This is a genomic window from Herbaspirillum frisingense GSF30 (assembly GCF_000300975.2).
GTDB classification, from domain to species: Bacteria; Pseudomonadota; Gammaproteobacteria; order Burkholderiales; family Burkholderiaceae_D; genus Herbaspirillum; species Herbaspirillum frisingense.
Window position 1 is genome coordinate 38,825 of record NZ_AEEC02000017.1, and the last position, 23,410, is coordinate 62,234.

Annotated in this window: 26 protein-coding genes; 12 read left to right on the forward strand and 14 right to left on the reverse strand. The window is 65.6% G+C overall.

The genetic code is table 11. The features are described from left to right. Window positions 1–16: 16 nt before the first annotated feature. Entirely contained in the window at window positions 17–808 is a 792-nt protein-coding gene (locus tag HFRIS_RS13160) for an ABC transporter ATP-binding protein (RefSeq protein ID WP_006463863.1), read from the reverse strand. Window positions 809–1,259: 451 nt separating this feature from the next. Between HFRIS_RS13160 and HFRIS_RS13165 the strand changes: the two genes are divergently transcribed. Together HFRIS_RS13165 and HFRIS_RS13170 are read left to right on the forward strand one after the other, a co-directional pair. Further along, the gene (locus tag HFRIS_RS13165) at window positions 1,260–1,943 is read left to right on the forward strand and encodes a response regulator transcription factor (protein ID WP_006463864.1); all 684 of its coding nucleotides are present in this window, start codon (window positions 1,260–1,262) and stop codon (window positions 1,941–1,943) included. Then, window positions 1,943–3,340, forward strand: a complete 1,398-nt coding sequence (locus HFRIS_RS13170) for a sensor histidine kinase (protein ID WP_006463865.1) — start codon at window positions 1,943–1,945, stop codon at window positions 3,338–3,340. Before HFRIS_RS13165 ends, HFRIS_RS13170 begins: the two co-directional genes overlap by 1 nt. A gap of 7 nt (window positions 3,341–3,347) precedes the next feature. On the opposite strand, the gene HFRIS_RS13175 is transcribed toward HFRIS_RS13170, so the two are convergent. Further along, window positions 3,348–3,785 (reverse strand): hypothetical protein, encoded by a 438-nt coding sequence (locus HFRIS_RS13175; protein WP_006463866.1) that lies wholly within the window; start codon window positions 3,783–3,785, stop codon window positions 3,348–3,350. A gap of 44 nt (window positions 3,786–3,829) precedes the next feature. Then, window positions 3,830–5,002, reverse strand: a complete 1,173-nt coding sequence (locus HFRIS_RS13180; protein ID WP_006463867.1) for a 50S ribosomal protein L11 methyltransferase — start codon at window positions 5,000–5,002, stop codon at window positions 3,830–3,832. Window positions 5,003–5,221: 219 nt separating this feature from the next. Between HFRIS_RS13180 and HFRIS_RS13185 the strand changes: the two genes are divergently transcribed. Continuing rightward, window positions 5,222–5,509: a hypothetical protein gene (locus tag HFRIS_RS13185; protein WP_006463868.1), complete on the forward strand. Its 288-nt coding sequence runs from the start codon at window positions 5,222–5,224 to the stop codon at window positions 5,507–5,509. A gap of 127 nt (window positions 5,510–5,636) precedes the next feature. Here HFRIS_RS13185 and HFRIS_RS13190 read toward each other — a convergent pair whose 3' ends face one another. The 3 genes from HFRIS_RS13190 to HFRIS_RS13200 form a co-directional block, all read right to left on the reverse strand. Then, complete coding sequence (locus HFRIS_RS13190; RefSeq protein ID WP_006463869.1) at window positions 5,637–6,515, reverse strand: pirin family protein; 879 nt, start codon at window positions 6,513–6,515, stop codon at window positions 5,637–5,639. 94 nt (window positions 6,516–6,609) lie between these two features. Beyond that, window positions 6,610–7,470: a pirin family protein gene (locus HFRIS_RS13195; RefSeq protein WP_006463870.1), complete on the reverse strand. Its 861-nt coding sequence runs from the start codon at window positions 7,468–7,470 to the stop codon at window positions 6,610–6,612. 91 nt (window positions 7,471–7,561) lie between these two features. Further along, the gene (locus HFRIS_RS13200) at window positions 7,562–7,957 is read right to left on the reverse strand and encodes a DoxX family protein (RefSeq protein ID WP_006463871.1); all 396 of its coding nucleotides are present in this window, start codon (window positions 7,955–7,957) and stop codon (window positions 7,562–7,564) included. 283 nt (window positions 7,958–8,240) lie between these two features. Here HFRIS_RS13200 and HFRIS_RS13205 point away from each other — a divergent pair, with 283 nt between their 5' ends. After that, window positions 8,241–9,173, forward strand: a complete 933-nt coding sequence (locus HFRIS_RS13205) for a LysR family transcriptional regulator (RefSeq protein ID WP_006463872.1) — start codon at window positions 8,241–8,243, stop codon at window positions 9,171–9,173. On the opposite strand, the gene HFRIS_RS13210 is transcribed toward HFRIS_RS13205, so the two are convergent. Then, entirely contained in the window at window positions 9,170–10,171 is a 1,002-nt protein-coding gene (locus HFRIS_RS13210; RefSeq protein WP_006463873.1) for a GlxA family transcriptional regulator, read from the reverse strand. The two genes, HFRIS_RS13205 and HFRIS_RS13210, sit on opposite strands and share 4 nt — an antisense overlap. A 51-nt stretch (window positions 10,172–10,222) precedes the next feature. Beyond that, window positions 10,223–11,461 carry an MFS transporter gene (locus HFRIS_RS13215; RefSeq protein ID WP_006463874.1) on the reverse strand — a complete coding sequence of 413 codons (1,239 nt, stop codon included), beginning with the start codon at window positions 11,459–11,461 and terminating at the stop codon, window positions 10,223–10,225. 113 nt (window positions 11,462–11,574) lie between these two features. Between HFRIS_RS13215 and HFRIS_RS13220 the strand changes: the two genes are divergently transcribed. From HFRIS_RS13220 to HFRIS_RS13240, 5 genes are all read left to right on the forward strand, one after another. Continuing rightward, complete coding sequence (locus HFRIS_RS13220; RefSeq protein WP_006463875.1) at window positions 11,575–12,105, forward strand: isochorismatase family protein; 531 nt, start codon at window positions 11,575–11,577, stop codon at window positions 12,103–12,105. Window positions 12,106–12,369: 264 nt separating this feature from the next. Beyond that, on the forward strand, window positions 12,370–13,137 hold the full coding sequence (gene fnr / locus HFRIS_RS13225; RefSeq protein ID WP_039875648.1) for a fumarate/nitrate reduction transcriptional regulator Fnr: 768 nt from the start codon (window positions 12,370–12,372) through the stop codon (window positions 13,135–13,137). Between the two features lie 48 nt (window positions 13,138–13,185). Beyond that, the gene (locus HFRIS_RS13230; RefSeq protein ID WP_039875650.1) at window positions 13,186–13,956 is read left to right on the forward strand and encodes a phosphatase PAP2 family protein; all 771 of its coding nucleotides are present in this window, start codon (window positions 13,186–13,188) and stop codon (window positions 13,954–13,956) included. A 24-nt stretch (window positions 13,957–13,980) separates the two neighbouring features. Next, window positions 13,981–14,994: a diacylglycerol/lipid kinase family protein gene (locus tag HFRIS_RS13235; protein WP_006463878.1), complete on the forward strand. Its 1,014-nt coding sequence runs from the start codon at window positions 13,981–13,983 to the stop codon at window positions 14,992–14,994. Continuing rightward, window positions 14,994–15,827: a metallophosphoesterase family protein gene (locus tag HFRIS_RS13240; RefSeq protein WP_039875652.1), complete on the forward strand. Its 834-nt coding sequence runs from the start codon at window positions 14,994–14,996 to the stop codon at window positions 15,825–15,827. Before HFRIS_RS13235 ends, HFRIS_RS13240 begins: the two co-directional genes overlap by 1 nt. Before the next feature lie 154 nt (window positions 15,828–15,981). Here HFRIS_RS13240 and HFRIS_RS13245 read toward each other — a convergent pair whose 3' ends face one another. Further along, entirely contained in the window at window positions 15,982–16,206 is a 225-nt protein-coding gene (locus HFRIS_RS13245; RefSeq protein ID WP_006463880.1) for a hypothetical protein, read from the reverse strand. Between the two features lie 239 nt (window positions 16,207–16,445). On the opposite strand from HFRIS_RS13245, the gene zigA reads away from it, so the two are divergent. The 3 genes from zigA to HFRIS_RS13260 all read left to right on the forward strand — a co-directional run bounded on the left by zigA (window position 16,446) and on the right by HFRIS_RS13260 (window position 19,652). Beyond that, window positions 16,446–17,660, forward strand: a complete 1,215-nt coding sequence (zigA, locus tag HFRIS_RS13250) for a zinc metallochaperone GTPase ZigA (RefSeq protein ID WP_006463881.1) — start codon at window positions 16,446–16,448, stop codon at window positions 17,658–17,660. A gap of 13 nt (window positions 17,661–17,673) precedes the next feature. After that, window positions 17,674–18,594 (forward strand): GTP cyclohydrolase FolE2, encoded by a 921-nt coding sequence (gene folE2, locus HFRIS_RS13255; RefSeq protein ID WP_006463882.1) that lies wholly within the window; start codon window positions 17,674–17,676, stop codon window positions 18,592–18,594. 92 nt (window positions 18,595–18,686) lie between these two features. After that, on the forward strand, window positions 18,687–19,652 hold the full coding sequence (locus tag HFRIS_RS13260; RefSeq protein WP_006463883.1) for a M14 family metallopeptidase: 966 nt from the start codon (window positions 18,687–18,689) through the stop codon (window positions 19,650–19,652). Between the two features lie 4 nt (window positions 19,653–19,656). Here HFRIS_RS13260 and HFRIS_RS13265 read toward each other — a convergent pair whose 3' ends face one another. From HFRIS_RS13265 to HFRIS_RS13285, 5 genes are all read right to left on the reverse strand, one after another. After that, window positions 19,657–20,145 (reverse strand): GNAT family N-acetyltransferase, encoded by a 489-nt coding sequence (locus tag HFRIS_RS13265; RefSeq protein ID WP_006463884.1) that lies wholly within the window; start codon window positions 20,143–20,145, stop codon window positions 19,657–19,659. 53 nt (window positions 20,146–20,198) lie between these two features. After that, entirely contained in the window at window positions 20,199–20,612 is a 414-nt protein-coding gene (locus tag HFRIS_RS13270) for a GNAT family N-acetyltransferase (RefSeq protein ID WP_006463885.1), read from the reverse strand. Between the two features lie 85 nt (window positions 20,613–20,697). Beyond that, window positions 20,698–21,291 carry a histidine phosphatase family protein gene (locus HFRIS_RS13275; protein WP_006463886.1) on the reverse strand — a complete coding sequence of 198 codons (594 nt, stop codon included), beginning with the start codon at window positions 21,289–21,291 and terminating at the stop codon, window positions 20,698–20,700. Window positions 21,292–21,407: 116 nt separating this feature from the next. Then, window positions 21,408–22,190: an enoyl-CoA hydratase gene (locus tag HFRIS_RS13280; protein WP_006463887.1), complete on the reverse strand. Its 783-nt coding sequence runs from the start codon at window positions 22,188–22,190 to the stop codon at window positions 21,408–21,410. A gap of 18 nt (window positions 22,191–22,208) precedes the next feature. After that, window positions 22,209–23,369, reverse strand: a complete 1,161-nt coding sequence (locus HFRIS_RS13285; protein WP_006463888.1) for an acyl-CoA dehydrogenase family protein — start codon at window positions 23,367–23,369, stop codon at window positions 22,209–22,211. Window positions 23,370–23,410: the final 41 nt, after the last annotated feature.

Sequence of the window (23,410 nt, forward strand, 5' to 3'; positions counted from 1 at the left end):
TGTCTCCTGGCGCGGCTCAGTGATGCGCGAACAGCATGTCGTTGATGCGGGTTTCCAGCTCGGCCTGGGCGGCGGTTCCCAGCTGGCTGGGGTCGATGCTGTTGAGTTCGGCGCGGACCTGGCCCGGGTGCGGGGTCAGCAGGAGGATGCGGGTACCGACGCGGATGGCTTCCTCGATGGAGTGGGTCACGAAGAGCACCGTGAACTGGGTGTCGTCCCACAGGCGCAGCAGCTCGTCCTGCATCTTGCGGCGGGTCAGCGCGTCCAGCGCGGCGAAGGGTTCGTCCATCAGCAACACATCCGGCTCCATGGCCATGCCACGGGCGATCGAGACGCGCTGCTTCATGCCCCCGGAGAGCATGTGCGGATAGCTGTCGATGAACTTGGCCAGGCCCACCTTGCTGATGTAGTACTCGGCGCGCTCGGCGGCGGCGCGGCCCTGCAGGCGGCCGCTGGCGTGCAGCGCGAATTCGACGTTCTGGCGCACCGTCTTCCAGGGCAGCAGCTGGTCGAATTCCTGGAACACCATCATGCGGTCCGGCCCCGGCTCATGCACCTCGCGCCCCTTGAGGCGGATCGCGCCGGAGGTCGGTTGCAGGTAGCCGCCGATAGCCTTCAACAGGGTGGACTTGCCGCAACCGGAGGGACCCAGCAGGATGTAGCGATCGCCCGGATGGACGTTGAAGCTCACGCTCTGGGTGGCCGTCACCAGCGAATCGGTGGTCTTGTATTGCAGGGTGACGCGGTCGATCTCCAGCAGCGGACGCGATGGATCGATGGCAGATGCGCCATGGGCATTGTCGCTCATGCAAGTCTCCAAATGATTTATAGGATTTATGTTGGAACGGATGCTAGGCCGCGAAGCTGTAACGAATCTGACTAGAACTCATTTCATAAATAGTCGTGAGATGCGTTCTGCCCATAAAGGGCGCTGGCAAGGCGTGCGACGCGTCGTGTGGCGGTGCCACACGCAAGGAGCGCAACGCGGCCAGCGCCCTTTATGGGCAGAACCCGGAGGGAGCGGCCCGTTTGGGCGAATTGCTGCGTTACGAATTTGGATCAAGACGCCCAGTCTTGACCCAAATTCGCGCCTTGCACTTCATCCCAAACGGGACTCGCTCGCACTCGCGCCTATTTATGAAATGAGTTCTAAAAGCTGACGGCTGTTTTTCCCTATGCGTTCGGGCATACAATGGCGCCCTGCAACACGCCCAAGCAGCGCCCACAGCTGCGGCAACGCCATCACACTGGAGATCCCCATGCGCATCCTGCTGGTCGAAGACACCGCCGACGTGGCCGAGGCCATCGTCTCCCACCTCACCCGCATCGGCCATACCGTGGAATGGGAGAGCCAGGGACTGGCCGCCAGCCGCCGCCTGGGCGAGGCCTTCGACCTCCTGATCCTGGACGTGATGCTGCCGCAACTGGACGGCTTCGCCCTGCTGGAGCAATTGCGCACGCGCGGGCAGCACACCCCGGTGCTGATGCTGACCGCCTGCGGCGAGATCGAGGAACGGGTGCGCGCCCTGGACCTGGGCGCGGATGACTACCTGGTCAAGCCCTTCGATTTCCGCGAACTGGAGGCCCGCATCCGCGTCCTGCTGCGCCGTAGCGGCGGCGAATCCACCAACCTGCTGCACTGCGCCAACCTGTGCATCGACCGCAAGAGCCGCAGCGCCACGCTGGACGGCCAGCCCATCGACCTGACGCGGCGCGAGGTGACCCTGCTGGAAATCATCGCCGCCCGTCCGGGTCGCATCTTCAACAAGGATGAATTGATGGATCGGCTCTTCACCGTCGATGACACTCCCAACGCCAACACGGTGGAGCAATACGTGGCGCGTCTGCGCAAGAAGCTGGCCGGCGCCGCCTTCGAGATCCGTACCCTGCGCGGCCTGGGCTACCAGCTGGTGCTGCAGGCCCCGGCCGAGGCCCTGCGCTGATGCAGGGCCGCACTCAGGATGTGGTGGCCGGGCGCTCGCTCTATACCCGGCTGGCGGTGCGCGTGGGCGCGGTGCTGCTGGCCAGCGCCGCGGTGCTGTTGATCGCGATCTGGATTTCCACCCAGCTGGCCGCCAAGGAAGCCTATGACCGCATCCTCGCCGGCAGCGCCCTGCAGATCGCCGAAAACACCTGGTACGACCATGGCGAGGTCAGTGTCGATGTGCCGCTGGCGGCGCTGTCGATGCTGGGTACCGGTGATCACGCCATCTATGCCGTCTTCGATCCGCGTGGCCGGGTGATTGCCGGCGATGCCGAATTCCGCCCCGAGATTCCCTGGAATGAACTGGAACAGGGTCCGCTGCTGCGCGATGGTCAATACCTGGGCACGCCGGTGCGCATGGCCATCATCGGCCGCCGCATGCCGGTCGACAGCCCGCATCCCTGGGCCGTCATCGTGCTGGCGCAGACCAACAATGCCCGCATGTCCTTCGCCCACAGCCTGGGCAGCAAGGCGCTGCTGGTGATCGTGGTGATGAGCGTACTGACGCTGATAGCCGCCATGTTCACGCTGTATCAGGCACTGGCGCCGTTGAAGCGCATCGAGGCGGCCATCCGCGAACGCGACCTGAATGACCTCTCGCCCCTGGCCCTGACAGTGCCGGCCGAAACCCATGCGCTGGTTTCGGCCATCAATGCCTTCATGCAGCGGCTGGCGGTACACCGCGCCACCATGCGCCGCGTGATCGGCGACGCCGCGCACCAGTTGCGCACGCCCGTGACGGCACTGGTGGCGCAGATGGAACTGCTGGCCAGCGAGAGCAACGAAGAAAAACGCCAGCGCCACCTGAGCCTGCTGCGTGAACGCACGCGCAGCCTGGGCGCGCTGGTGAACCAGCTGATCAACCATGCCATGGTGCAGCATCGCAACGACAGCCGCCTGCAGGAACCCATCGACCTGGCCGCACTGGTGCGCTCACAGATGACCGAGGTGCTCTCCAACCGGGCGCGCACACCACACGACCTGGCGCTGGATGTTCCGCCCCTGCCCTGCCTGATCCTGGGTGACGCCATCGCGTTGGGCGAGGCCGTCAAGAACATCCTAGACAATGCCCTGCAATACGGCGCGCCGGGCCTGCTGCATGTGCGGATGGATAGCGATGGTCAACACCATCAGTTGCGCTTCATCGACGACGGGCCGGGCATTCCGGCCGGCGATTGGGAGCGCCTGCGCAAGCCCTTTGCGCCGCGTGCGGGGGATCGCATGGGTGCCAGCCTGGGCCTGTCCATCGTCGAGGAAGTGATGCGCGCGCACGGCGGCGAGATGCAGTTCGCCTATCTGCCGGACGGCCATTTTGCGGTCCTGCTGCAGTTCCCGGCCTGGCAGGCGCCGGCCTAGGGCCTGGCTATTTCCATTCGATGATGGCGTTGCGGCGGTCCAGCCAGTGCACCTTCACGCCCGCCGGCGCCACCTTGCGCCCGGCGCAGGCACTGGCGGCCAGCGCGAACGGCGCATCGTAGTAACGGCCGCTGGCCGAGGAACGCAGCGGTGTCTGGGCGGCATGACTGGCGATCCAGTCGGCCGCATTGGTGCGCAGGAAGATCATGCAGGCGCCACCGCTGGTAGGCGCCACCTGGCAGGTGCAGCTGTTGCCGGAGGTGGTGATGGGCTCGGCCAGCGCGCCATTGCCGTTCAAGGTATCCGGCACGGGAACCGGCACCGGGATCGGCACCGCCTGCTGGTGTGGGCCATAGTGACCACCCAGGTCGCGCGTGGTGACCTGCGCCAGGGCAGGCAGGGCCGCTGCGCACAAGAGGCAGACCAGGATGCGTGGAATTGTCATGATCAGGGCTCTCCCAGGGTGGCCATTCAATGGATCAGGATGGACTAGGCCCGGGCGCGCAGGCGCCACAGGGTGGTGGTTTCCTTGCTGCGGGCGGCGAACAGCGGATCGTCACGGTCGACGGCCTTGCCGTGGCGCGGCTTGATGTCGTGCCGTGCGATCACCTCCAGGCCCGCCTGCGCTATGGCTTCCGCCAGCATGCCCGGTGCGCGCAGGCCGAGATGCTCGGCGAAATCGGAGAGGATCAGCCAGCCCTCGCCATGGGCACTCAGGTGCGCCGCCAGTCCATTGAGGAAGCCCAGCAGCATGCGGCTGTCGGGGTCATAGACGGCATGTTCGATGGCCGAGCTGGGTCGTGCCGGCAGCCACGGTGGATTGCACACCACCAGTGGCGCCCGTCCGGCCGGGAACAGGTCGGTCTGCTGTAGCTCCACCTGCTGGCGCAGGCCCAGGCCACGCAGGTTCTCATCGGCACAGGCCAGGGCGCGCGGATCCATGTCGGTCGCGACGATCTTGCGCACGCCCCGCTTTGCCAGCACCGCCGAGAGCACGCCGCTACCCACGCCAATGTCGAAGGCTAGTTCGGTGGATGGCAGTGGCGCCTGCGCCACCAGGTCCACATACTCGCCCCGCACCGGCGAAAACACGCCGTAGTAGGGATGGATGCGCCCACCCAGTGCGGCAATCTCGACACCCTTCTTGCGCCATTCATGAGCGCCGATCAAACCCTGCAGTTCGCGCAGCGAGACGGCGAAGGACTCGCTGGCCAGCGCCGCATCGTAGGCCTCGCTGCAGGCCGCCTGCACCTCCGGTGCACGCCGCAGCGGCACCACGAAGCCGGGCTCCACGGGAATGAGCAGCATGCCGAGGATACGCGCGCGTTGCGCCTGCATCTGCCGATGCTGGTGGAAGGCCTGGGCCGGGCTCTCGCCGCTGGCTGGCTTGCTGCGGCTCTTGGCCAGTGCGCGCTCGCGTGCCTTGTCCACGCGCCGGCCCAGCGCCTGCAGCAGTTGCCGTGCATTCTGGAAGTCGCCCCGCCAAAGCAGGCCGGTCCCTTCGCAGGCCAGCTTGTAGGCGGTATCGGCAGCGATCTGGTCGTCCGCCTCCTGGACCCGCCGGGGCGGCGGATTACCGGCCTCGGAGTGCCAGCGCAGCTGATGTTGGAGAGCGCCGGACTGCCAGGTGAGCTGCGGCGGGAAATCGTCTTGTGAAGTCATGAATCAGGATAGGCAATGGCGGCGCCGGACGCGCCGCGCGCAAAAACAGCCGCCAGTGTAGCAAAGCATGACGCCGTGGCCTCGCCGGAACCGGAACTTCCCTCCGCCACCGACAACCAAACAGGACAACTTGACGTCGGGCAAACCCCGGCGGCTTTTTTCGCCGGCCCCGCTGCAATGCGCCTATGATGGAGCCGGTCAATCACCGAAGGAGAATCCATGAGCGAGCAAATGCAAACCCCGGGTTTCGATCACCAGCGCCTGCTGGACATGGTCGGCCAGTTCGAGGCGGAGCTGCAGAAACTGCCCGCCGGCAGCACCGAAGCCGACCAGCTGCGCGAAGACATCGCCCGCCTGCGGCAACATCTGAGCGCCCCGCAACCCCATGCCGGCCAGGTCGGCGACACCTGGCAATCCCTGCGTCGCGCCGCCGACAGCCTGGAAAACCAGGTCCTCAAGGACAGCCCCTACATCACCGAGATGGGCCGCATCATCGGACTGCTCTGAGGCCTGCTCCACCGGCGGCCGCCAGTAAAAAAAACCGCCAGTCGTGATGCATGCAATGCACACGACTGGCGGTTTTCTTTTCAGCGCCGTGGATCGGGGATCCGGAATCCGGGATCCGGGATCCGGCTCAATGGGCTGGCAGCGGAATCCACTCGGTTTCACCCGGGATATCCGGGAACACCTGCTTGTCGCGGCCATTCCAGGCCAGCTTGGCGGCTTCGATCTTGTCCCGCGAGGTGGCGACGAAATTCCACCAGACGAAGCGCGGGCCATCCAGCGGCGCGCCACCCAGGATCATGAAGACCGCCTCGCCGACCGCCTTGAGGGCGACCGTGGCGCCCGGTTGCAGAATGGCCAGGGTGCCGGCCGGCATGCTTTCGCCATCCAGCGTCACATCACCACGGACCACATAGACGGCGCGCTCCTGCACCTCGGCGCCGATCTCCAGCTCGGCACCCTCGGTGGTGCTGCCGGCCACGTATAGGGTCGGGCTGGCGGTCTTCACCGGCGAGCTCACGCCGAAGGCCGAACCGGCCAGCACATGCAGGCTGGCACCCCCCACCTGGGTCTGCGGCATATCTTCCGATGCGTAGTGATGGAAGCTCGGTGCGTCCTCTTCCTGGTCGGCCGGCAGGGCCACCCACATCTGCAGACCGTGCACCGGCACCTTCTGCTCGCGGATGTCGTCGGGAATACGCTCGGAGTGCACGATGCCGCGACCCGAGGCCATCCAGTTGACCGCGCCCGGGGTGATGCGCTGGACCACGCCCAGGCTGTCGCGGTGCATCATCGCACCGGAGAACAGGTAGGTGACGGTGGCCAGCCCGATATGCGGGTGGGGACGGACATCGCCTTCGGTGGTGCCGGCGTCGAATTCCACCGGACCCATGTGATCGAAGAAGACGAAGGGGCCGACGGTACGGGCAGCGGCAGCGGGCAGCAGACGGCGCACGGGGAAGCCGATGTCGCGGGTCAGGCCCTGGATCTTGTGAAGGATGTTGCTCATGGTGCTCTCCTGTTGTGGTGCGGGCGTCCCGGACGCCCGTTTTTTCATTCAGATGACTGGCGATGAAGTGCAGTCTGTTTCAGCGCAGATGTGCTCAAAAACGGCCGGCGCGGAAATCATCGATGGCGGCTTCGACCTGCTCGCGGGTATTCATCACGAACGGCCCCCATTGGGCGATCGGCTCGTTCAGAGGCTTGCCGGCGATCAGCAGGAAGCGGCTCCCCTGCTCGGCCCGCACCGTCACCCCGGCGGCGCCCACCGGATTGGTCAGCACGGCCATGCGACCGGCGTCGGCCGCACGGGTCTCGGCGCCCTCGCCACCCACGGCCAGCTTGCCCTGGTAGACGTAGAGGAAAGCATTGTGGGTGGCCGGGATCGGCAGTTCCAGGCTCACGCCGGCTTCCAGGTCCAGATCCAGGTACAGCGGCTCGGTGGTCTCGCGGCGGATGGCGCCATCGGTACCGAAGGCAGTACCGGCCAGCACGCGCACCTTCACCCCCGGTTGCGGGAAGGTCTCGGGAATACCGGCCGAGGGGATGTCCTGATAGCCAGGATCGGTCATCTTGTCCTTGCCCGCCAGGTTGACCCACAGCTGGAAACCGCTCATGAGGCCGTTTTCCTGCTCCGGCAACTCGGAATGCACCAGGCCGCGACCGGCAGTCATCCATTGCATGCCACCCGGTTCCAGCAGCCCTTCGTTACCGGCATTGTCGCGGTGGCGCATGCGGCCAGCCAGCATATAGGTCACGGTCTCGAAGCCGCGATGCGGATGGTCGGGGAAACCGGCCAGGTAGTCGCTGGGTTCGTCGGAGTGGAAGGCATCCAGCATCAGGAACGGGTCCAGGCGGCGTTGCAGGTCATGGGTCAGCACGCGGGTGAGGCTGACGCCGGCGCCATCCTGGGTGGGGATGCCGTTGACCAGGCGTTCGATCTGGCGGGTGTAGGGGGTAGTCATGGTCGATCTCCTTGAATCTGAATCAGCCCGCACCTCTTGGGCGTGGGCCGGGACTGCATTGACAGGACGGTTACTGGTAAGGATCAGCGGATCAGTGCGCTTCTTCCGGCTGGGCCTGGGTATCGATGGAGGACACCAGCAGCAAGGCACCGATCAGGGCCACGTTCTTCAGGAAGTGAATCATCTGACCCTGGGCAGCGGCGCCTTCCATGGTCCAGAAATGGTGGGCCGACAGGGTGGCGCCGACGGTGAAGAGTGCAATCACCAGCGACACCGGACGCACGCCGCGACCACTCATGAGCAGCAGACCGCCGCCGACTTCGACCAGGATGGTGACCAGCACGGCCAGGGTCGGGACCGGCAGGCCCAGGCTGGTGAAGTAGCCGACGGTACCGGCGAAACCGACGATCTTGAAGATCCCGGAGATGACGAACAGCGACGCCAGCAGGACGCGGCCGATACGGAAGGTGGTGTAGTTGGTAATCATGGTAAGCCTCTCTGATATTGGGTATGGGTGAACTACGGTTGTTTGAGTTGTGATGCCGTGTTGCCTTGCTACATTTTTTTACATGACTTCAATGCGTGCGTCTTGCTACTGCCGACTAGGCCCGGCTTTGTGCTGTTCGCTCTCGGCGTTTCGCTGCAGCCAGTGACGACAGAATAGGCAAGTTCGCTTCTCGAAAAAACTGATTATCTTTTTATAATCATCATCAATTTTTTAGATATAGTTGGCGTTTTGCTCTCTTTTGCTCTGCTTTCTAGGGAATGCCATGAACATCGAACGCCTCTCGCTGGACCAGTTACGGGTATTTGTCCAGGTTGCCGACAGTGGCAGTTTCCTGGCAGCCGCGCGCAAGCTGGCGCGGGCGCAATCGGCGGTGAGCTATGCCATCGCCACCCTGGAAGATCAGCTGGGAGTGCTGCTGTTCGACCGCAGCGGCTATCGGCCGCAGCTGACCCGCCCGGGAATGGCGCTGCTGGCCGACGCGCGCCAGGTGCTGGACCACGTGGATTCGTTGCAGGTGCGGGCCAATTCCTATGCCCGTGGGCAGGAGCTGGAGATGTCGCTGGCGGTGGACGTGTTCTTCCCCACCGACTGCCTGGTGGACCTGCTGCGACGCTTTCGCGACGCCTTCCCGGCCGTGACGGTGAGGCTGGAGGTGGAAGCGCTGGGGGCGGTGGCCGAGCGGGTCATCGATGGCCGCTCCATGCTGGGCATCCTGGGCACGCTGCCGACCACGCCACCCAACCTGCTGCGCATTACCTTGCCCAGCGTGCAGCTGGTGGCGGTGGTGGCGCCTAGCCATCCGCTAGCCCAGGTCAAGGGACGGGTGACGGAAAAGATGCTGCAACAGCAAACCCAGCTGGTGCTTAGCGACCGCAGCGAGCTCACCGCGCGGCAGGATTTTTCGGTGCACTCGCGCCTGACCTGGCGCATGAGCGACCTGGGGACCAAGCACGCCTTGCTGCGTGCCGGCATGGGCTGGGGCAACATGCCCCTGCATGTGGTCAAGGATGACCTGGCAGCGGGACGGCTGATCAGCATCAGCACCGTCCACCACTCGCCCCAGGGCGAGGAGCTGCCGATCCAGTGCGTCTACAAGCCCGACCACCCGGCCGGACCGGCGCTGTCATGGTGGCTGGATTCCCTGGCCGCACTGAAGTCGCTGGAGCCGCTGCCGGCCGACGCCCCCGCGCCCTAGGCGCCGAGGTGGGCGACGGTAGCGAAACGCTCGCGGTACTGCCCCGGACTGACCCCGAGCTGGCGCAGGAATACCCGCCGCAGGTTCTGCTCTTCCCCGTAGCCGGCCTGGCTGGCAATGCGCTTGAGCGGCAGGCGGGTCTCCTCCAGCGCACGGCGCGCCGCTTCCAGCCGCATCAGTTCGACCGTACGGGCCGGCGTGCGTCCGGTTTCAGCCACATATAGCCGGGCAAAGGTGCGCGGGCTCATATTGGCCTGGCGCGCCAGGTTTTCCACCCGCAGGTCGGCTTCCAGATGCGCGGCGATCCAGGCATGCAGCTCGGCAAAGCGCCCTGCCCCGGTGGCTTGCGAGGCCAGCGGGGCGCTGAACTGCGACTGCCCGCCCGGACGCTTGACGAACACCACCAGCTGACGTGCCGTGGCGATGGCGCAGGCATGGCCCAGGTCCTGCTCCACCAGTGCCAGTGCCAGGTCGATGCCGGCGGTGACGCCAGCGGACGTCCAGATACGGCCCTGGCGGATGTAGATCGGGTCGCCATCGACCTCCAGCGCCGGATAGCGGCGCTGCAGCTGTTCGGCCGAATCCCAGTGCGTGGTCACCCGCAGGCCATCCAGCACGCCGGCCTCGGCCAGGTGGAAGGCGCCGGTGCAGACCGAGCAGACGCGCTGTGCAAGCGGCGCCATCCGGCGTATCCATGCCACCAGTGCCAGGTCCAGACGGAAGGGCTCGCCCAGGCTGCCGCCGGGCGAGATCAGCGTATGCAGCTCTTGCCCGTCCAGCAGTCCATCCAGCGCCGCCAGCGACTGCGTCATCACCGGCAGTCCGGCACTGGTGACGATGGCGCCGCCCTGCGCCGAAGCCACATGCAGCCGATACACCTCCCGCCCCTGCAGACGATTGGTGGTCGCCAGCACCTGCAGCGGGCCGGACAGGTCGAGCAGGTTCATGCCTTCATAGGCCAGGATGACAACCTGGCGCGGTGCGTGCTTGGATTCCATGCAAACCCTGTAGTCGCTTAGTAAAGATCAGAAGTGAAGGTCCGTGCGATCTTAGCGCAGCCCGGCCGCCAGCGTCGCCCGCCCGGCACGCTGGGCCAGCATCCAGCGCCCGGTGACCAGCGCCGAGACCAGCAGCACCGGCAGGATGGCGGCATTGAGGGTTTCCCACCCAAAGCGCGCCAGCAACGGCCCGGCACCGAGAGTGGCCAGGGCGGTGGCGGCGTAGCGCATCAGCTCGGCCAGGCCCTGGGTCTTGGCCCGTTCGGACGGGGTGTAGGACTGGGCCAGCAAGGTGGTGCCGCCCACGAACATGAAGTTCCAGCCCACGCCCAGCAGCAGCAAGGCCACATAGAAGGCTGGCAAGGTGGTCGAGAGCATGGCGATGAGCGCACAACCCAGGTTCATGGCCAGCCCGGCCAGCAGCACGCTGCCCAGCCCGAAGCGCTGGATCAGGCGCCCGGCGAAGAAGGACGGCGCATACATGCCCACCAGATGCCACTGGATGATGGCGGCACCATCGTCGATGCCATGGTGACAGGCCACCGCCGCCAGCGGTGCGGCAGTCATGATGAACATCATCACCATCGACCCGGCCACGTTGTTGGCCACCGAGGCCATGAACACCGGGGTGCGGGCAATGGCCGACAAGGGCCGTGCCGGCGCCAGTTCCACGCCCGTGGCCGCTGCGGCAGCAAGGTGATCGGCCTGGTCGCGATAGAACAGGATCAGCACCAGCACCGACAGCAGGCCCATGGCTGCGACCACCAGATAGGCGCCGGCAAAGAGCGCGGTGGGGAACCAGTCCTTGCTCCAGGCCGCCAGCGCCGGACCGACCAGCGCTGCGATCACGCCACCGGCCAGCACGGTGGAGATGGCGCGGCTCTTGGTCGCTTCACTGACGGCATCGGCCGCCGCCAGGCGGTAATACTGGGCAAAGGCCTGGAACACCCCGACCAGGGCGGTACCGGCGCAGAAGGTCCAGAACTGGCCGTGGAATACCGACCACACCGAGATCAGCCCGCCCACGCAGCAACTGGCCGCCCCCAGCACGAAGGACCAGCGCCGCCCCAGGCGCTGGATGAGGAAAGCCGCAAACCAGGTCACCACCGCCCCGGCCACCGTGATGAGGGCAAATGGCAGCGTCGCCAGGGCCTTGTCCGGCGCCAGTTGCCAACCGGTCAGCGCGGTCAGGGTCAGGTCGATCGAGATGGCGCAGGTGAAGAGCCCCTGACACAGGGCCAGGACGGCGGCATTGCGGCTGCCGGCAGAGGCGGCGGAGGGGAAGCGCATGGGATTTGCTCCGGAGGGTGATTGATGGAAAAATTGTCGGATCGAGGGTGCTTTGGCGTCAATGACACAAAACCTTCAATTCCTGCCAACCCATCCTTGAAAGACCCCGCGACATGCTGATCCAGGCCCACGAATCCGCCCTGCTGGTCGTCGACCCGCAGGAAAAGCTGCTACCGGCCATCCATGACGGCCAGGCCGTGCTGGCCGAGATGGTCCGCATGGCCAGCATCGCCGGCCTGTTGGGGGTGCCGGTGATCGGCACCGAGCAGATGCCCGACAAGCTCGGTCCCAACCACCCCGACATCCGCCGCCTGTGTGACAAGACCCTCTCCAAGCGCCACTTCGACGCCTGCGCCGAGGGCCTGCCGGCGGCCATTCCCCCATCGGTGCGGCAGATCGTCGTGGCCGGCTGCGAGGCCCATATCTGCGTGCTGCAGACCGCGCTCTCGCTGCTGCAACGGGGCTATCGCGTGCTGCCGCTGCTGGGCGCCTGCGGCTCGCGCCGTGCCCTGGACCGCGATGCCGCCTTCGAGCGCCTGCGCCAGGCCGGTGCGGTCCCGGTGACCCTGGAAATGGTGGCCTATGAATGGCTGCGGGAGAGCGCGCACCCGCAGTTCCGCACGGTCCTGAAGCTGATCAAGTGAGACTGGCGACGTATTCCCGTGGTCCAGGTCAAGCCTGCCAGCGCTCGGGAAGCACGGCCCGACTTAACTGGAATGCACGTTGGGCATTGAAGTGATGAAAGTTTCTGTTATCAGGCGAGCGGATGCATTCAGCAGACGAGAACTGTGGTAAAAGTAACGGAAAAAATAGCTGCGTGGCCGCATCACGATGTTGCGTATCACCTATCATCACGCCAAACCCTGGCCAGCCGACGCCGCCACAACATAGAGGATCTCCACACGCTTATGTCCAGCCTACCTGCCCCCACGTCCGCTCACGCACCGCCACCGCTCACGCTGCATACCCTGCGCGCCAGTTGCTCGGCCTGCAGCATGCACCAGCTATGCCTGCCGATGGGCCTGGACCAGGGCGACATGCAGCGGCTGGAACAGGTCATCAATCGCCGCCGCAAGGTCAAACGCGACGAGTCCCTGTACCGCCTCAACGACAAGTTCGACATGCTCTACGCCATCCGGCTGGGGCATTTCAAGACCTTCCAGAGCAATACCAATGGCGGCCAGCAGATCACCGGCTTCCAGATGGCCGGCGAACTGCTGGGCATGGATGCCATCGGCGCCGGTCACCACCTGTGCGAGGCGGTGGCGCTGGAAGACAGCGAAGTCTGTGAAATCCCCTTCTCGCGGCTGGAAGACCTGTTCCGCGACATGCCGACCCTGCTGCGCCAGTTCCATCGCATGATGAGTCTGGAGATTTCCCGCGAGCAGCGCGTCATGCTGACCCTGGGCAGCATGACCGCCCAGCAGAAGATGGCGGCCTTCCTGTTGAACCTGTCCTCGCGCTACGCCAGCCGTGGCTATTCGACCACCCGTTTCCAGCTGCGCATGACCCGCGAGGAAATCGGCAACTACCTGGGCCTGGCGGTGGAAAGCGTGAGCCGCCTGCTGACCAACTTCAAGAAGACCGGCGTCATCGAGGTCAACCACCGCGACGTCGAACTGAGCGACCTGCCGACCCTGCGTGCCATCGCCCTGGGCAACGACCCCTGCGCCTGAGCTGCCGGTAACTGCCGGTAGCTGCCTGCGAGAGGTTAGAATGGCCGGATGACAACACCCCGGCTCCCCCCCTCTTCCCCGTCGCCCCTGAAAAGCTTTCTGCGCGCCCGTCTGGCGCGCGACCACCATCTCGGCCTGCCGCTGACCACTGGCCTCATGGCGGTGCTCTCCACCGCACTGCTGTTTGCCCTGATCGCCTATGAAGTCGCCACCAAGGGCGCGCTCACGCGCCTGGATCAGCAACTGGCGGACTGGTTCAACCAGCGTGCCTTCTCGCCCCTGACCGAGCTGGTGCTGGGCTACACCCACCTGCACGGCACCATCGGTGTACTGGTGATGGGCGCGCTGCTGCTGCGGCACATGGTGCGGGCGCGGCAATGGGCCTGGGTGGCGGACCTGGCGCTGGTGTTGCCGGGCGGCATGCTGTTCAACTACACGCTCAAGCATGTCTTCGCGCGCATGCGGCCCAGCTTCGAGGATCCCATCCTGGTGCTGCACAGCTACAGCTTCCCCAGCGGACACACCATCGGCGCCACCCTGCTCTACGCCGTGCTGGCAGCCTACCTGCTGAACCAGTCGGCCCTGCTCGCGACCCTCGGCGCGCGCTTGCGCTTGGGCCACGCCGGCGTACAGCGGTTCGTGGTGGCCGCGGCACTGCTGCTGGTCGGGCTGACCGCGTTCAGCCGGGTCTATCTGGGTGCTCACTTCCTGAGCGATGTACTGGGGGCGATGCTGCTGGGCACGGCCTGGTTCGCGCTATGGACCACGGCGGTTTTCACGATACAGCGGCACTATTGGACAATGTCGCGTTCCAACTGACTTTCCAACATCCCCTCGTTGCGAATGCCAGAACAACAATCCCTCCAGAACTTACCCGACAGCAAGACCGGAACCGGGCACCCTGACGTCGTTGCCGCCATCAATGCCAAGGCCGGTGGCGGTCACGCCGAAGCGCTGGCCGCCCATATCACCGATGAATTCGCCCGCCACGGCCTGCGCGCCGCGGTGCACTTGGCGCACAGCGGCGAAGACATGCTGCAGGCTGCGCGCCAGGCGGTGCGCGACCAGGTCCCGGTGGTAGCCGTCGGCGGCGGCGACGGCAGCGTCAATGCCGTGGCATCCACCCTGCTGGCCGACGGCCAGTGCCGCAGTGCGCTGGGCGTGCTGCCGCTGGGGACCCTGAACCACTTCGCCAAGGACCTCGGCATCCCCTTGGTCTTGGAAGAGGCCATCGCCAACATCGCCACCGGGCGCCGCCTGCGGGTCGACAGTGGCGAGGTCAATGGTCAGCCCTTCATCAACAATTCCAGCCTGGGCCTGTATCCGGACATCGTGCGCGAGCGCGAGAAACAGCAGGCCCGCCTGGGGCGCGGCAAGTGGCTGGCGTTCACGTGGGCAGCCATGGGCGCGCTGCGGCGTTACCCCTTCCTGCGTGTACGCCTGTCCATCGATGGCCAGGAACACTGGCGGCGCACGCCCTTCGTCTTCATCGGCAACAACGAATACCTGATGAGCGGCCTGGACATCGGCAAGCGTTCCACCCTCACCGACGGCCGCCTGAGCCTGTACGTCTGCCATCGCACCGGCCGCTGGGGCCTGCTGCGGCTGGCCTTGCACGCGCTGTTCGGGCGCCTGCAGGCAGCGCAGGACTTCGACGTGCTGACCGCCACCGAGATCCACATCGAGACTCACAAGAAGCGCATGCGCGTGGCCACCGATGGCGAGGTCAACCTGATGCAGACGCCGCTGCACTATCGCATCCGCCCCGCCTCGCTGGAGGTGATCGTGCCACAGGAAGCAAATGACGACGCCGGCAAGGAAGCCGGCATGCTAGACAAACTGTGGGGGGACCGCTGATGCGTACCCTCATCCATCTGTCAGACCTGCATTTCGGTCGCATCGATACGGCCATCATCGAACCGCTGATCGCCCAGATCCACGAACTGCGCCCGGATCTGGTGGTGGTCTCGGGCGACCTCACCCAGCGCGCCCGCAGCAGCCAGTTCAAAGAGGCGCGCCAGTTCCTGGACGCCTTGCCCAAGCCGCAACTGGTGGTGCCGGGCAACCACGACGTGCCGCTCTTCAATGTCGCCGCGCGCCTGCTGCAGCCGCTGCGCAAGTACAAGCGCCACATCACCCAGGACCTGCAGCCCTCGTACGTGGACGACGAGATTGCGGTAGTCGGTATCAACACCGCCCGCTCGCTGACCATCCAGGACGGGCGCGTGAACGACCGCCAGATCGAGCTGGCGCGGCGCGAGCTGGCGGCGGTGGGCGACCATCTGGTCAAGATCATCGTCACCCACCATCCCTTCGACCTGCCGCCGGGGCCGCAGCATCATGGCCTGGTCGGCCAGGCAGTACCGGCCATGCGCGCCTTCGCCCTGTGCGGCGCCGACCTGCTGCTGGCCGGCCACGTGCACACCAGCTCGGCCGTCAGCAGCGCCGGGCGCTACCACATCCCCGGCTATTCGGCGCTGGTGGTACAGGCCGGCACGGCCACGTCCACCCGGGGCCGGGGCGAGAGCAATTCCTTCAATGTGCTGCAGGTGCAGCCGCACGAGATCGTGGTGCACCGCCTGGCCTGGCATCCCGAGGCACGCTCCTTCGCGCTGGAGGCCACGCAGACCTTCGTACAGCGCGGCAGCGAATGGTTCGAGCAGAAGGCCGACGGCGCACTGGGGGATTAGTCGCATCCAATCCAGAGGCTCCAGGGCGCACAGAGTGCATAGAGTTCACAGACGAAAAAAGAGCCGCAGGGAAACCATGCGGCTCTTTTTTCATGTGCTCGTGACCGGCGCTGCCTGAGGAACCTGACAACCTCGCGATTGCGCCTGCACGGACTCACATCGGGTTTTGGTCGATCCAGTCGCCGGAGAAATCGAGGATGTAGGCAATGGCCTCGTCTTCGGAGTCGAATTCATTGGTGGGCGCCTTGCGCTGGTAGCGCAGCTTGCCGCTGCCATCCTTGCCCTCGTGAATCACGAAGCAAGCCATGAATTTACCGCTATCGAGCTTCTTGACCTCTGGAATGACGGCATTTCCCCTGTACGGGAAGATCTGGGACATGTGATGAAACCTCCTTGTTGCGAGGCGCCATGCTAGCACAAGCGGCCCGTCTCCACAGGGCGCGGGCCGGCGACCCGCCGATCTCGCCAGGGCATGAGAATGTGGGAATGGCCGATACAGAAATGGACGGGCTGCACCTATATTTGCAACATTGTTGCATTTGTGAGATATTCGCAACTCAGTTGCATTTACATGTTCCCGTCCTGACCCGCATCTCCACCTCCTCCTTCCCGTTTCCCATGACCACCACACAACGCCAGCCGCGCGACACCCGGCTTCCCGTGACGGTGCTTTCCGGCTTCCTCGGTGCCGGCAAGACCACCCTGCTCAACCACATCCTGAACAACCGCGAGGGGCGCCGCGTGGCGGTGATCGTCAACGACATGTCCGAGGTGAACATCGATGCGGCGCTGGTGCGCGACGGCGGTGCCGATCTCTCACGCACCGAGGAAAAACTGGTCGAGATGAGCAATGGCTGCATCTGCTGCACCCTGCGCGAAGACCTGCTGATGGAAGTGCGCAAGCTGGCCCGGGAGCGCCGCTTCGACCAGCTGGTGATCGAATCGACCGGCATTTCCGAACCACTGCCGGTGGCCGAGACCTTTACCTTCACCGATGAAGACGGCGCCTGCCTGTCCGACGTGGCACGCCTGGACACCATGGTCACGGTGGTGGATGCCTTCAATTTCCTCAAGGATTACAGCTCCCAGGACAGCCTGCAGGAACGCGGCGAATCGATGGGCGAGGAAGACAGCCGCACCGTGGTCGACCTGCTGATCGAGCAGATCGAATTCTGCGACGTGATCGTGCTCAACAAGCTGGACCTGGTCTCGACGCCCGACCTGGAACGCCTGCACGCCATCCTGCAGCGCCTCAACCCGCGTGCCCGCATCGTCAGCGCCGAGTTCGGCAAGGTGGCGCTGGATCGCGTGCTCAACACGGGACTGTTCGATTTCGAGCAGGCCAGCCAGGCGCCCGGCTGGTTGCAGGAATTGCGCGGCGAGCACGTGCCGGAGACCGAACAGTACGGCATCACCAGCTTCGCCTGGCGCGCGCGCCGACCGATGCATCCGCAGCGCTTCTTCGCCCTGGTCAATAGCGAGTGGCCGGGCGTGGTGCGCTCCAAGGGTTTCTTCTGGCTGGCCACGCGACCAGCCCATGCGGGCTCGTGGTCGCAGGCCGGGGCGGTATGCCGCCACGGACTGGCCGGCAAATGGTGGGCCGCAGTGCCCCGCGAAAAATGGCCGCAGGAACAGGAATCCATTGATTTCATCATGGAACAATGGGATGAGAACGTCGGCGACGCCCGCCAGGAACTGGTGCTGATCGGCATCGATCTCGACCAGGATGCCCTGCGCGCCAAACTGGAAGCCTGCCTGCTGTCGGACGCCGAGATGGCCCAGGGACCGCTGGGTTGGGCACGCATGCCGGATCCTTTCCCGGTCTGGGAATGAGGAAGCCGATACCATGAGCCTCACCAGCACCCTGCCCGACGTCGCCCGCGAACAGCGCGCCACCATCGCCCTGCCGCTGGAATGGGTGGGCATGAGCGGCATCGCCCTGCCCCTGCATCTGCAGGACGGGGCCGCCCCCATCCCCGCCAGCGCCGAAGTGGCGGTCGATCTGCCCGACCCGCAGGCCAAGGGCATCCACATGTCGCGCCTGTATCTGCTGCTGGAGCAATTCACCGCCCGCGCGGCACTCACGCCACCGGTGATCCACGCCCTGCTGCGCCAGATGCGCGAGAGCCACGCCGATTGCCACTCACGCGGGGCCGCCTTGCGCCTGGATTTTTCCCTGCTGCAGCAACGCCCGGCGCTGGTCACACCCGGTCTGACCGGCTGGAAGAGCTACCCCGTCAGCCTGGCCGCCGAACTGCATGACGCGCAGGTGCAATTGAGCCTGCGGGTGCGGGTGGCCTATTCCTCCACCTGCCCCTGTTCAGCCGCGCTGTCGCGCAAGGCCTTGCAGGATGCCTTCGCCAGTCACTTCGCCGCCAGCGCCGCCATCCCGCGCGAAGCCGCACTGGACTGGCTGGCGCTGCATGCCAGCCTGGCCACGCCGCACAGCCAGCGCAGCGAGGCCGAACTGAGCATCAACGTCGCCCCCGACAGCGCCGAGTTGCCGCTATCGGCCCTGATCGATACCGCCGAAGCGGCACTGGGCACAGCCGTGCAGACGGCCGTGCGACGTGCCGATGAGCAAGCCTTTGCATTGGCCAACGGCGCCAACCTGATGTATGTGGAAGATGCGGCGCGGCGCCTGCGGCAGGCACTGGAAGCGGCCTTCGGCAACTGCGCGGTACGGGTCAGTCACTACGAAAGCCTGCATGCGCACGATGCGGTGGCCGCCACCGCCAGCCCCGGCTGGCGCGAGCAGATCCGATGATGATGGCCAGTGGCGGCCGCCCCCGGGCCGCCGCCTGGCACGATGAGCGAAAGCGGGGTATCGTTGCCGCTCCTGCGTAAAAGATTTCCATGATGTCCGACCACTTCCCTTCCTTTCTGCAACGTCACCAGTACGCCGCCCTCGAATCCGGTCCTCGCGTGCTGGTGCTGGGTGCCGTGCACGGCAACGAAACCTGCGGCACGCAGGCCATCGCCCGCCTGCGCGAGCAACTCGACAGCGGCCAGCTGCGTCTGCAACGCGGCCTGCTGACGCTGGTGCCGGTCACCAATCCGCTGGCCTACCAGAAGCACCAGCGCCAGGGCGAACGCAACCTCAACCGCAACCTGCGCCCGCATCCGGCCCCGGCCAACTTCGAGGACCGGCTCTGCAATGTGCTGTGTCCCTGGATCGATGAGCACGAGGTGCTGCTGGACCTGCACTCCTTCCACACCGGCGGCGTTCCCTTCGCCATGCTGGGTCCGCTGGACAATCAGGATGCAGTCGAGCCCTTCGCCCATGCGGCGGCCGAGCAGCGCATGGTGGCGCACCTGGGCTGCAAGCGGGTGGTGGAAGGATGGATGACGGCCTACGTGCGTGGCGTGGAACGCCGCCGCCAGCAAGGCCATGCGGTGTCACCGGATCTGCTGGACCGACAATACGGCGTGGGCACCACCGAATATGCGCGCAGTCACGGCCTGTACGGCGTCACGCTGGAATGCGGCCAGCATGATGATCCCCAGGCCCCCGAGGTGGCCTATCAGGCCATCCTGCAGACCCTGAGCTTGCACGGCATGATCGATCGCCCCCTGCAGCCGCCGGCGGACGACATCCAGATCATCCGCCTGGTCGATGTGATCGACATGGCCCATCCGGATGATCGCTTTGTCCGCGAATGGGCCAGCTTCGACCGGCTGCGTGCCGGTGAAGTGATCGGCCATCGCCACGACGGCCGCCCGGTCACCGCACCGGAAGACGGCTACATCGTCTTCCCCAACCCGCGCGCCCTGCCGGGCAACGAGTGGTTCTATCTCGGGGTGGACAGCCCGCGCAGCCTGTAAGGCTTCAGGCCGCGCAATCCAGCGCGTAGAAGCGGGTATCGACCACCATCACCGGGAAGGCCGGCGGCAGGTCGGCCTGCTCGATCTGGCGGAAGCCGTTCTTTTCATAGAAGCGATGCGCCGCCAGGAATTTGGCGGTGGTACCCAGGAAGATCTGGCGCACCCCCTGCTGCCTGGCCCAGTCCACCGCGCCCTGCAACAAGCGGGCGGCCGTGCCGTGCTCCTTGCCGCGATGGCTGGCCGCCACGAACATCTTGCGCAGCGCCACCTGATCATGGCCGATGTCCAGCAGGGAGATAGTACCGACCACCTTGCCTGCCTCCAGCGCCACCCAGAAATTGCCCTTGCCCTTCTGGTAGAAGCCGGGGATGTCCTTCAGGTCGGGCTGGCCTTCCAGGGTGATGGGGATGCCGAACTCCTCTTGCTGGATCGGCAGGATGACGTCCACCACGCCACTGGCGTGGTCGGGCGAGAAAGCTTGAATCTGGATCATGGGGTGCAGACGAAAGAATGGATGAGGGGGATAGGCTTGCGGTGTAGAGCGGATTACGTGAGTTCGTGACCCGGCGTGAGCTCCCAGCAGCGCGGGCTGTGGGCGAATCCGATATGGCCATAGTAGTCGGCGGCATCGGGCGCGGCCAGCAGGCGCAGGCGGCAACGCGGCCCCAGCAGGCTGCGGGCATGACGGATCAATTCCTTGCCGATGCCCTGGCGCTGGTACTGCTCGTCCACGGCCAGCTCCGACAGGTAGCAGGCATAGGCGAAATCGGTCACGCCCCGCGCCACGCCGACGATCAGATCGCCATCCCACGCGGTGGCGATCAGGTTGGCATGCTCGACCATGGCCTGCATGCAGTCACGGTCGTCGAGCGGGCGGCGGGGTCCCAGCGAAGTACGGGAGAGGATATCGATGAACTGATCCACCGTGAGGCGGACGTCGGTACGGTAGACGATGGGCATGCGCGGGCTCGCTGACAGTCGAAGCCGCCCACGTTAACACAAAATGCCGGAAGGCACGCGGCACCCTGGCCTGCCCGGCGCTGCTTCAGTCCGGGCGCTGATAGACCTGCTGCGCCACCGGCTTGCCGGTGGCATCCACCCTGACCAGCACCATCTCGCCGGAGGCCACGCTGGCACCGGTCCAGCGGGCGATGTTCACGTCATGCGTGACCAGGATCAGCGCCCGCCCCTGCTTGGCCGGCAGAGCGCTGCGCAGGTAGGCCTGCAGACGTTCATTGGCGCTGTCGGCGCGGCCAGCCTGATCATTGAAGAACGAGGCCAGGCCGTCTTCTACCAGCGGTGTCCCGAAGCCCAGCAGGCTGGCCGTCTCCCGGGTACGGCACCAGGGACTGGCCGCCACCACCGCGCTGCGCACGCCCTGCTCGCGCAGCCAGGCTCCGATCCTGCGTGCCTGCGCCCGTCCTTCTTCGTTGAGGTTGCGTTGCGTACTGCAATCCTCCAGCGAGAATCCCGCCGGGTCGCCGATGCCGGGGGCACGGGCGTGCCGCATGATGAGCACCTGGTCGGCAGCGGCCAGGCGCTGGCCGAGGTCGTCAGCCCTTGTGGGCGTAGCAAAGGCAGCCAGGAAAAGAAAGCAGGCGAAGGAAGCGAGGAGGCCTCGGAACAGCAATCCGGTCATGGTCGAAGGTCTGGCGCACAAGTCTGTGGGCCTTCAGTCTAGTCCGGAATGCCGACGCCGCGCCCGCGCGGGGAGCGCGTTTGCGGCGTCAAAAGCAGGTCATGGTGCAGAAAACCTCAGGCGTTCTTCCATTGCGGGCTACGCTTTTCGAGGAAGGCCTGGACGCCCTCGCGCTGGTCCTGGGTATCGAACAGATCGACGAAGAGCTCGCGCTCGGTCTGCAGGATGCTGCCCAGCGGATTGTGGCGCGCCCCCTGGATCAGTTGCTTGCTGGCCGCGACCGAGGACGGGCTCTGCTTTTCCGCCTGCAAGGCCAGCGCCAGTGCGCGCTCGCGGGCCTGGCCCTTGGGTACCACTTCTTCCACCAGGCCAATACGCAGTGCGGTCCCCGCATTGACGCGCTCGCCGCACAGGATCATGCGCTTGGCCCAGCCCTCACCGACCAGCCAGGGCAGGTTCTGCGTGCCACCGGCGCAGGGCAAGAGGCCCACTGCGGCTTCCGGCAAGGCCATCTGCGCCTGTTCCTCGGCAATGCGGATATCGCAGGCCAGTGCGCATTCCAGGCCGCCGCCCATGGCGTAGCCGTTGATGGCGGCAATCGATACGCCACGGAAGGCGGACAGGGTCTCGAAGGCTTCGCCGAAGCGACGCGCCATCTCGCGCGCCATGGCCTTGTCACCATCGGCGAAGAGTTTCAGGTCGGCGCCGGCGGAAAAGAATTTCTCGCCCTCGCCGGTGACCACCAGGGTGTAGACGTTGCGGTCGGCATTGAGGTCCCGGACCAGTTGTGTCAGGTCGGCCAGGGCCTCGCGGGTCCAGGTGTTGGCGGGCGGATTGGACAGCGTCAGTACCGCGGTGTGGCCGGTGATGTCCAGTTTCAGGTTGGTGTAGGTGCGCATGCTCGTCCTTGTGTCGGGTCAGCGGATATCGTCCAGGTTGTCGCGTTCCAGCAGCTTGCGCGAAATGATGACCCGCATGATTTCATTGGTACCTTCCAGGATCTGGTGTACCCGGACGTCGCGGAAATAGCGCTCCAGCGGGTATTCGCGGATATAGCCATAGCCGCCATGCAATTGCAGCGCCTCGTTGCAGATGCGGAAACCGAGGTCGGTCGCCAGTCGCTTGGCCATGGCGCAATAGGTGGTGGCCTCGGGCGAACCGGCGTCCAGCTTGGTGGCCGCCAGGCGCACCATCTGGCGCGCCGCCACCAGTTCGGTCTGCATGTCGGCCAGCTTGAATTGCAGGGCCTGGAAATCGGCGATGGGGCGACCGAACTGCTTGCGTTCCTTCATGTAGGCATGGGCCGCATCCAGTGCTCCCTGGGCCGCGCCCACCGAGCAGGTGGCGATGTTGATGCGGCCACCGTCCAGCCCCTTCATGGCGAACACGAAACCCTCGCCCTCCTCGCCCAGCAGGTGGTCCACCGGAACCTTGACGTTGTCGAAGCTGATGGTGCGGGTGGGCTGGCTATTCCAGCCCATCTTGCTTTCCTTCTTGCCGTAGCTGATGCCGGGGGTATCACCCGGCACCACGATGGCCGACACCCCGCGTGCGCCGGGGCCGCCGGTGCGTGCCATCACCACCAGCAGGTCAGTGCTGCCAGCCCCCGAGATGAAGGCCTTGGAACCATTGATGAGGTAGAAGTCGTCGACCCGGCGCGCGGTGGTCTTGAGCGAGGCCGCATCCGACCCGGAACCGGGCTCGGTCAGGCAATAGGAGCCAATCTTCTGACCGGCTGCCAGTTGCTCGCACCATTGCTCCTTCAGCGAAGCCTGGCCCCAGGTGGCCACCATCCAGCTGACCATGTTGTGGATGGTGAGATAGGCGGCGGTGGAGGTACAGGCCCGCGCCAGTTCCTCGAAGACCACGGTGGCATCCAGCCGGGTCAGGCCCAGGCCGCCATCGGCCTCGGGTGTGTAGAGTCCGCAGAAACCCAGTTCGCCGGCCTTGGCGATCACGTCCAGCGGGAAATGGGCTTCCTCGTCCCACTTGGCCGCAAAGGGCGCCATCTCGCCGGCCGCAAAGTCGCGTGCGCTTTGCTGGAAGGCCAACTGGTCCTGATTGAGTTCAAAATCCATGCCTGTCTCCTGTTCGTTGTTTTTCCTGGCCGTGCGGGCGC

What these genes read in the sequence shown, in the direction of transcription:
- HFRIS_RS13200 (WP_006463871.1), bottom strand. Translation starts at nt 7,957, where the DNA reads ATGATTACCAACTACACCACCTTCCGTATCGGCCGCGTCCTGCTGGCG.
- HFRIS_RS13190 (WP_006463869.1), bottom strand. Translation starts at nt 6,515, where the DNA reads ATGAGCAACATCCTTCACAAGATCCAGGGCCTGACCCGCGACATCGGC.
- HFRIS_RS13235 (WP_006463878.1), top strand. Translation starts at nt 13,981, where the DNA reads ATGCCAGAACAACAATCCCTCCAGAACTTACCCGACAGCAAGACCGGA.
- HFRIS_RS13275 (WP_006463886.1), bottom strand. Translation starts at nt 21,291, where the DNA reads ATGACCGGATTGCTGTTCCGAGGCCTCCTCGCTTCCTTCGCCTGCTTT.
- HFRIS_RS13260 (WP_006463883.1), top strand. Translation starts at nt 18,687, where the DNA reads ATGTCCGACCACTTCCCTTCCTTTCTGCAACGTCACCAGTACGCCGCC.
- HFRIS_RS13160 (WP_006463863.1), bottom strand. Translation starts at nt 808, where the DNA reads ATGAGCGACAATGCCCATGGCGCATCTGCCATCGATCCATCGCGTCCG.
- HFRIS_RS13230 (WP_039875650.1), top strand. Translation starts at nt 13,186, where the DNA reads ATGACAACACCCCGGCTCCCCCCCTCTTCCCCGTCGCCCCTGAAAAGC.
- HFRIS_RS13265 (WP_006463884.1), bottom strand. Translation starts at nt 20,145, where the DNA reads ATGATCCAGATTCAAGCTTTCTCGCCCGACCACGCCAGTGGCGTGGTG.
- HFRIS_RS13185 (WP_006463868.1), top strand. Translation starts at nt 5,222, where the DNA reads ATGAGCGAGCAAATGCAAACCCCGGGTTTCGATCACCAGCGCCTGCTG.
- HFRIS_RS13205 (WP_006463872.1), top strand. Translation starts at nt 8,241, where the DNA reads ATGAACATCGAACGCCTCTCGCTGGACCAGTTACGGGTATTTGTCCAG.
- HFRIS_RS13240 (WP_039875652.1), top strand. Translation starts at nt 14,994, where the DNA reads ATGCGTACCCTCATCCATCTGTCAGACCTGCATTTCGGTCGCATCGAT.
- HFRIS_RS13215 (WP_006463874.1), bottom strand. Translation starts at nt 11,461, where the DNA reads ATGCGCTTCCCCTCCGCCGCCTCTGCCGGCAGCCGCAATGCCGCCGTC.
- HFRIS_RS13195 (WP_006463870.1), bottom strand. Translation starts at nt 7,470, where the DNA reads ATGACTACCCCCTACACCCGCCAGATCGAACGCCTGGTCAACGGCATC.
- HFRIS_RS13220 (WP_006463875.1), top strand. Translation starts at nt 11,575, where the DNA reads ATGCTGATCCAGGCCCACGAATCCGCCCTGCTGGTCGTCGACCCGCAG.
- HFRIS_RS13285 (WP_006463888.1), bottom strand. Translation starts at nt 23,369, where the DNA reads ATGGATTTTGAACTCAATCAGGACCAGTTGGCCTTCCAGCAAAGCGCA.
- HFRIS_RS13245 (WP_006463880.1), bottom strand. Translation starts at nt 16,206, where the DNA reads ATGTCCCAGATCTTCCCGTACAGGGGAAATGCCGTCATTCCAGAGGTC.
- folE2 (WP_006463882.1), top strand. Translation starts at nt 17,674, where the DNA reads ATGAGCCTCACCAGCACCCTGCCCGACGTCGCCCGCGAACAGCGCGCC.
- HFRIS_RS13175 (WP_006463866.1), bottom strand. Translation starts at nt 3,785, where the DNA reads ATGACAATTCCACGCATCCTGGTCTGCCTCTTGTGCGCAGCGGCCCTG.
- zigA (WP_006463881.1), top strand. Translation starts at nt 16,446, where the DNA reads ATGACCACCACACAACGCCAGCCGCGCGACACCCGGCTTCCCGTGACG.
- HFRIS_RS13180 (WP_006463867.1), bottom strand. Translation starts at nt 5,002, where the DNA reads ATGACTTCACAAGACGATTTCCCGCCGCAGCTCACCTGGCAGTCCGGC.
- HFRIS_RS13165 (WP_006463864.1), top strand. Translation starts at nt 1,260, where the DNA reads ATGCGCATCCTGCTGGTCGAAGACACCGCCGACGTGGCCGAGGCCATC.
- HFRIS_RS13210 (WP_006463873.1), bottom strand. Translation starts at nt 10,171, where the DNA reads ATGGAATCCAAGCACGCACCGCGCCAGGTTGTCATCCTGGCCTATGAA.
- HFRIS_RS13170 (WP_006463865.1), top strand. Translation starts at nt 1,943, where the DNA reads ATGCAGGGCCGCACTCAGGATGTGGTGGCCGGGCGCTCGCTCTATACC.
- HFRIS_RS13280 (WP_006463887.1), bottom strand. Translation starts at nt 22,190, where the DNA reads ATGCGCACCTACACCAACCTGAAACTGGACATCACCGGCCACACCGCG.
- HFRIS_RS13270 (WP_006463885.1), bottom strand. Translation starts at nt 20,612, where the DNA reads ATGCCCATCGTCTACCGTACCGACGTCCGCCTCACGGTGGATCAGTTC.
- fnr (WP_039875648.1), top strand. Translation starts at nt 12,370, where the DNA reads ATGTCCAGCCTACCTGCCCCCACGTCCGCTCACGCACCGCCACCGCTC.